5 protein-coding genes and 1 pseudogene are annotated in these 6,586 nt (G+C 58.6%); 5 read left to right on the top strand and 1 reads right to left on the bottom strand.

What is annotated here, in order from left to right; genetic code table 11:
• Positions 1–307 precede the first annotated feature (307 nt).
• Entirely contained in the window at positions 308–1,054 is a 747-nt protein-coding gene (locus tag MA884_RS22060; protein WP_256232497.1) for a FadR/GntR family transcriptional regulator, read from the top strand.
• A gap of 528 nt (positions 1,055–1,582) precedes the next feature.
• Positions 1,583–1,718: pseudogene (locus MA884_RS22055) on the top strand (FCD domain-containing protein); the annotation flags it as partial.
• Between the two features lie 7 nt (positions 1,719–1,725).
• On the opposite strand, the gene MA884_RS22050 reads toward MA884_RS22055, so the two are convergent.
• A complete protein-coding gene (locus MA884_RS22050) occupies positions 1,726–2,064 on the bottom strand; it encodes a hypothetical protein (protein WP_256232496.1) in 339 nt (112 codons plus the stop codon).
• 572 nt (positions 2,065–2,636) lie between these two features.
• Here MA884_RS22050 and kdgD point away from each other — a divergent pair.
• The 3 genes from kdgD (at position 2,637) to MA884_RS22035 (ending at position 6,573) form a co-directional block, all read left to right on the top strand.
• Complete coding sequence (kdgD, locus tag MA884_RS22045; protein WP_092394151.1) at positions 2,637–3,548, top strand: 5-dehydro-4-deoxyglucarate dehydratase; 912 nt, start codon at positions 2,637–2,639, stop codon at positions 3,546–3,548.
• A 129-nt stretch (positions 3,549–3,677) separates the two neighbouring features.
• Positions 3,678–5,123: an aldehyde dehydrogenase family protein gene (locus MA884_RS22040; protein WP_256232495.1), complete on the top strand. Its 1,446-nt coding sequence runs from the start codon at positions 3,678–3,680 to the stop codon at positions 5,121–5,123.
• Between the two features lie 85 nt (positions 5,124–5,208).
• On the top strand, positions 5,209–6,573 hold the full coding sequence (locus MA884_RS22035) for an MFS transporter (RefSeq protein WP_256232494.1): 1,365 nt from the start codon (positions 5,209–5,211) through the stop codon (positions 6,571–6,573).
• Positions 6,574–6,586 lie beyond the last annotated feature (13 nt).

Raw genomic sequence — 6,586 nt, 5'->3', positions numbered from 1 at the left:
CGCTCTCACCTTCAGTCTAAACGCAACGCAAGACACAAGCGGGCTTGCTCGCGAAGGCGGTGTGTCAGTTAACCTACTGTGTCTGACACACCGCCTTCGCGAGCAAGCCCGCTCCCACATTGAGTTTTGGGTGAGCTTGATGCTTATGCGTGCGAACCCGATCCCAGGTGGGAGCGAGCCTGCTCGCGATGAAGGCGCCTCGGTTTGCCAGACTGGACAAAACAAAAGGCCCACTTTGTAAAAGTGATCGTACAACCATGTTGCGCTATCATGATGCGCATTCAGCCGCTTGCCGAGACACAGACACATGGAAAGACCGATCGACGTACCACGCCTTCCCCGCAAGCGCCGCAGCCTGGCGCAGGAGCTGGTGACGGTGCTGTCCGAGCAGATTCGCGACGGCCTGCTCAAGCGTGGCGATAAATTGCCCACCGAGTCGGCGATCATGGAAGCCCATGGTGTCAGCCGCACCGTGGTTCGCGAGGCGATTTCCCGTTTGCAGGCCGCCGGCCAGGTGGAAACCCGCCACGGCATCGGTACCTTCGTGCTGGACACGCCCAGCCCGAGCGGCTTTCGCATCGACCCGGCGACGGTGGTCACCTTGCGTGACGTGCTGGCGATCCTGGAGTTGCGCATCAGCCTGGAAGTGGAGTCGGCAGGCCTTGCAGCCCAGCGCCGCAGCGACGAGCAACTGGCTGCGATGCGCGCAGCCCTGGATGCGCTGAACGAAAGCGCGTCCCACGCCAGCGACGCGGTGGCCTCGGATTTCGCCTTCCACCTGGAAATCGCCCTGTCCACCGGCAACCGCTACTTCACCGACATCATGACCCACCTGGGCACCAGCATCATCCCGCGCACCCGGCTGAACTCGGCGCGCCTGGCCCACGACGACCACCAGCACTACATGGGTCGTTTGAGCCGCGAGCACGAGGAAATCTACGACGCCATCGCCCGCCAGGACTCCGACGCGGCCCGAGCGGCCATGCGCTTGCACCTGACCAACAGCCGCGAACGGCTGCGCCAGGCTCATGAGGAGGCGCAGGCGCAGGCGTGAATGTCGTTTACACTACGACGACTTTCTGGCTTGGAGAATGTTCGGGGTTTCCGCTTGCCGAGTTCCAAATGGTGTAGCGTAGTTCGGCCGAAGCAGGTTTAATTAATTCCAAAAAAATTTCTTTGGGAATTAAAAAAGGCTGCGGAAATATTGTCTCGGACGTCACTATAACCGTTTCTGACCACAGTTCCTTGCCACCTATAGTCACGTTAAATTCGATTTCGTCTCTCTCGCGGATAGCTTCATTTTTGGGGGGGCTCCGCTTTTAAATCTTCGGATAGTTCGGATGCTTTAAGCAATATCTCTCCATAATCGAACGTAGGCTTAGCTAGAACTGGTAATGTTTTCATGTTGGACTTTCCTTAATGGACTAGACGCGTTGATTGATCGGTAAGCAATTTGGCCGATCAATGAGTGCGGCTTCATTAAGACGGGGGCGCATCTGGAAGCCTACTGTCAAACTTTACAGTGACGACGAGCGGTGCATTCGGTAGGTACTTCTGTTTGTTGAGAGGCTGCCCAAATGAACGCCTGAGCCGCGAGCACGAAAATCTACGAAGCCATCGCTCGTCAGGACTCCGATGCGGCTCGTGCGGCCATGCGCCTGCACCTGACCAACAGCCGCGAACGGCTGCGCCAGGGCCATGAGGAGGTGCAGGCGTGAGGACCGTTTACTCTAGTTTGAGTGTCAGCGTCGAGGAGTGGTCGTCGTTTCCCCCTCCACCTTGGTAACGAATGTAGAGAAGTTCGGCCTCAGCAGGTTTGTTTCCTTCCGAGAAAATTTCTTTTGGAATAGAAAAAACCATAGGGAATTTTGTCTCAGATGTCACTTGTGCGGTTTTTTCCCATTTAGAGCTTTTGTCGATCCTCACGTGAAAATCGATTTCGTCACCAGGCACAATGTATACACTTTTCGGCACTTCTGCCTTCACGAAGTCTGGTAACTCGGATGTATCAACCGGTGATTCATATTCGAATGTCGGTGCAGATAGTTGTGGTAATGTTGTCATGGTAAATTTCTCCATCAGCGATGAGGCGCGTCGAATGTGCGGTAAACAACTTGTGCTATTCGATTAACACCGCTTCATCTTGGGTAGGATGCTATTTGGTGCCTACTGTCAAACTTTACAGTCCCGATAAACGGCGCATCAGATCGGCGCCTCTGTCTCCAGCTAGGCTGCTTCGGAAGGCTTGAACCGTCGCGAACGACTGCGCCAGGCTCGCGCTTACCCGACTGGAACGCTTCGAGCTGTCGTGCAGGAGGATCACCTGGGCTGACGAGTTCGGTTCGAAAGCCGTATTTAGGATCATCACGGTTAACGTCTCTATTTTCGAGAAGCTGATCGTGATTTCCCTGTGGCTGGATCGGCTGGCCCTCGGATGGCAAGATTCCTCAGTCTGCCAGCAACCCCCAAAGGCCCGATCTAAAAGGCTTCTCGCCAAACTCCACGCGCCTGCCCCTCCGACAAAAGACGAAATGCAGTTGACGTTCGTATTTTAAGTTGTACGATGACTTACAACTTCTCTTGAAGCTGAACCGTTTCCTACAACACACATCATTTGCGTCCAGGGTGTTCGAATAATGAATCCACAAGAACTGAAGTCCATCCTCTCGTCTGGCCTGCTGTCTTTCCCGGTCACCGATTTCACGGCTCAAGGCGATTTCAATCGCGACAGCTACATCAAGCGCCTCGAGTGGCTGGCCCCGTATGGCGCCTCGGCACTTTTCGCGGCTGGTGGCACCGGTGAGTTTTTCTCCCTGGCCGCCAGCGAGTATTCGCAAGTCATCAAAACGGCCGTTGATACCTGCGCCACCAGCGTGCCAATCCTTGCCGGTGTCGGCGGTGCGACCCGCCAGGCCATCGAATACGCTCAGGAAGCCGAGCGTCTGGGCGCCAAGGGCCTGTTGCTGCTGCCGCACTACCTGACCGAAGCCAGCCAGGACGGCGTTGCCGCCCACGTTGAAGCCGTGTGCAAATCGGTGAAGATCGGCGTGGTGGTGTACAACCGCAACGTCTGCCGCCTGAACGCCACGCACCTGGAGCAACTGGCTGAACGCTGCCCGAACCTGATCGGCTATAAGGATGGCCTGGGCGATATCGAACTGATGGTGTCGATCCGCCGTCGTCTCGGCGATCGTTTCAGCTACCTGGGCGGCCTGCCGACCGCTGAAGTCTATGCCGCGGCCTACAAGGCCCTGGGCGTGCCGGTCTACTCCTCGGCGGTGTTCAACTTCATCCCGAAAACCGCGATGGACTTCTACCACGCCATTGCCCGCGACGATCACGAGACCGTCGGCAAGATCATCGACGACTTCTTCCTGCCTTACCTGGACATCCGTAACCGCAAGGCCGGTTATGCAGTGAGCATCGTCAAGGCTGGCGCGAAGATCGTCGGCTACGACGCAGGTCCTGTGCGTACCCCGCTGACCGACCTGCTGCCGGAAGAATACGAAGCCCTGGCCGCGCTGATCGACAAGCAAGGCAAGCAGTAACAGATCCGACAAGGCCGCTGAGCAATCAGCGGCTTTTTGCGTAAGGCTTGATCGTTCCCACGCTCCACGTGGGCACGCAGCCAGGGACGTTCTGCGTTCCTAGACAGCTATTGTAGAAGGAGTAGCTCCGTGGCAGATTCAAAGCGTTTCGATAACTACATCAACGGTCAGTGGGTGGCCGGTGCCGACTATTGCACCAACATCAACCCGTCTGACTTGTCCGATGTCATTGGTGAATACGCCAAGGCTGATGCAGCTCAAGTCAATGCCGCCATCGAAGCCGCCCGCGCCGCGTTCCCGGCCTGGTCGACCTCGGGTATCCAGGCCCGTCACGATGCGCTGGACAAAGTCGGCAGCGAAATCCTCGCCCGCCGCGAAGAACTCGGCCAACTGTTGGCCCGGGAAGAGGGCAAGACCCTGCCCGAAGCCATTGGCGAAGTGACCCGCGCCGGCAACATTTTCAAATTTTTCGCTGGCGAGTGCCTGCGCCTGTCGGGCGATTACCTGCCGTCGGTGCGTCCGGGCGTCAACGTCGAAGTCACCCGCGAAGCGCTGGGTGTGGTCGGCCTGATCACGCCGTGGAACTTCCCGATCGCGATCCCCGCCTGGAAGATCGCTCCGGCCTTGGCCTACGGCAACTGCGTGGTGATCAAGCCCGCCGAACTGGTGCCAGGTTGTGCCTGGGCCCTGGCGGACATCATTTCCCGCGCCGGTTTCCCGGCCGGTGTGTTCAACCTGGTGATGGGCAGCGGCCGTGTGGTCGGTGAAGTCCTGGTCAACAGCCCGAAAGTCGACGGCATCAGCTTCACCGGTTCCGTGGGCGTGGGGCGGCAGATCGCGGTCAATTGCGTGGCGCGCCAGGCCAAGGTGCAACTGGAGATGGGCGGCAAGAATCCGCAGATCATCCTCGACGACGCCGACCTCAAGCAGGCCGTCGAACTGGCGGTGCAGAGCGCGTTCTACTCCACCGGCCAGCGTTGCACGGCTTCGAGCCGCCTGATCGTGACCGCCGGCATCCATGACAAGTTCGTCGCCGCCATGGCCGAGCGCATGCAGTCGATCAAGGTCGGTCATGCCTTGAAGGCCGGCACCGATATCGGGCCGGTGGTTTCCGAGGCCCAGCTCAACCAGGACTTGAAGTACATCGACATCGGCCAGAGCGAAGGTGCGCGGCTGGTCAGCGGTGGCGGTCTGGTGACGTGCGACACCGAAGGCTACTTCCTGGCGCCGACGCTGTTCGCCGACAGCGAAGCCTCGATGCGTATCAGCCGCGAAGAAATCTTTGGCCCTGTGGCCAACGTCGTGCGCGTGGCCGATTATGAGGCGGCGCTGGCGATGGCCAACGACACCGAGTTCGGTCTGTCCGCCGGTATCGCCACCACTTCGCTCAAATATGCCAACCACTTCAAGCGTCATTCCCAGGCGGGCATGGTGATGGTCAATCTGCCAACCGCCGGCGTGGATTACCATGTACCGTTTGGCGGCCGCAAAGGTTCGTCCTACGGCTCGCGCGAGCAAGGTCGCTATGCGCAAGAGTTCTACACCGTGGTGAAAACTTCTTACATCGGATCGTAATTGCGACACCGGCCGGAGCGGGGCAACCCGCCCGGTCGTACAACCAGATTTCCCGTATAAAAATAAATAGTGGAAGTAGATTTACATGCAAGAAACCAAGCCGACTCGCGTCCGCTATTTGATCCTGCTCATGCTGTTCCTGGTGACGACGATCAATTACGCCGACCGCGCAACCATCGCTATCGCCGGCTCCAGCCTGCAAAAAGACCTCGGCATCGATGCCATTACCCTCGGTTATATCTTCTCCGCTTTCGGTTGGGCCTATGTGGCCGGGCAGATCCCGGGCGGCTGGTTGCTTGACCGGTTCGGGTCGAAAAAAATCTATGCCTTGAGCATTTTTACCTGGTCGCTGTTCACCGTGCTGCAAGGCTATGTCGGTGAATTCGGCGTCTCCACCGCCGTGGTGGCGCTGTTCATGCTGCGTTTTCTGGTCGGGCTGGCCGAGGCGCCGTCCTTCCCGGGCAACGCCCGTATCGTCGCGGCCTGGTTCCCCACCGCTGAACGCGGCACCGCTTCGGCGATTTTCAACTCGGCCCAGTATTTCGCCACGGTGTTGTTTGCGCCGCTGATGGGCTGGATCGTCTACCGCTTCGGCTGGCAGCACGTGTTCATCGTGATGGGCGTGGTCGGTATCGTGTTCTCGCTGGTCTGGCTGAAGGTTATCCACAGCCCGCGTCAGCACCCGATGATCAACGAGGCCGAGTTCAATCACATCGCCGCCAACGGCGCGATGGTCGACATGGACCAGGACAAGGGCAAAGGTAAAAAGACCGACGGTCCGAAGTGGGATTACATCCGCCAACTGCTGACTAACCGCATGATGCTCGGCGTCTACCTGGGCCAATACTGCATCAACGGCATCACCTATTTCTTCCTGACCTGGTTCCCGGTGTACCTGGTGCAGGAGCGCGGCATGACCATCCTCAAGGCTGGTTTCATCGCCTCCTTGCCGGCGATCTGCGGCTTCATCGGTGGCGTGCTCGGTGGGGTGATTTCCGATTACCTGCTGCGCAAGGGCCACTCGCTGACCTTCGCCCGCAAGGCGCCGATCATCGCCGGCTTGCTGGTGTCCAGCAGCATCGTGGCGTGCAACTACGTGGACATCGAATGGATGGTGGTGGGCTTCATGGCCCTGGCCTTCTTCGGTAAAGGCGTAGGTGCACTGGGTTGGGCGGTGGTGTCCGACACTTCGCCAAAACAGATCGCCGGTCTGAGCGGCGGCCTGTTCAACACCTTCGGCAACCTGGCATCGATCACCACGCCGATCGTCATCGGCTACATCATCAGCTCCACCGGTTCGTTCAAGTGGGCGCTGGTGTTCGTGGGCTGCAACGCGCTGATGGCGGTGTTCAGTTACCTGGTGATCGTCGGGCCGATCAAGCGTGTCGTGCTCAAAGAACCCACGGCCAGGGATGACCAATTTTCCAGCCTGTCTGAAGCGAAATCCTGAAGGAGCGATGTCG

The organism is Pseudomonas sp. Q11 (assembly GCF_024494355.1).
Lineage (GTDB): Bacteria > Pseudomonadota > Gammaproteobacteria > Pseudomonadales > Pseudomonadaceae > Aquipseudomonas > Aquipseudomonas hefeiensis.
This window is presented reverse-complemented; position numbering and strand designations above follow the sequence as displayed.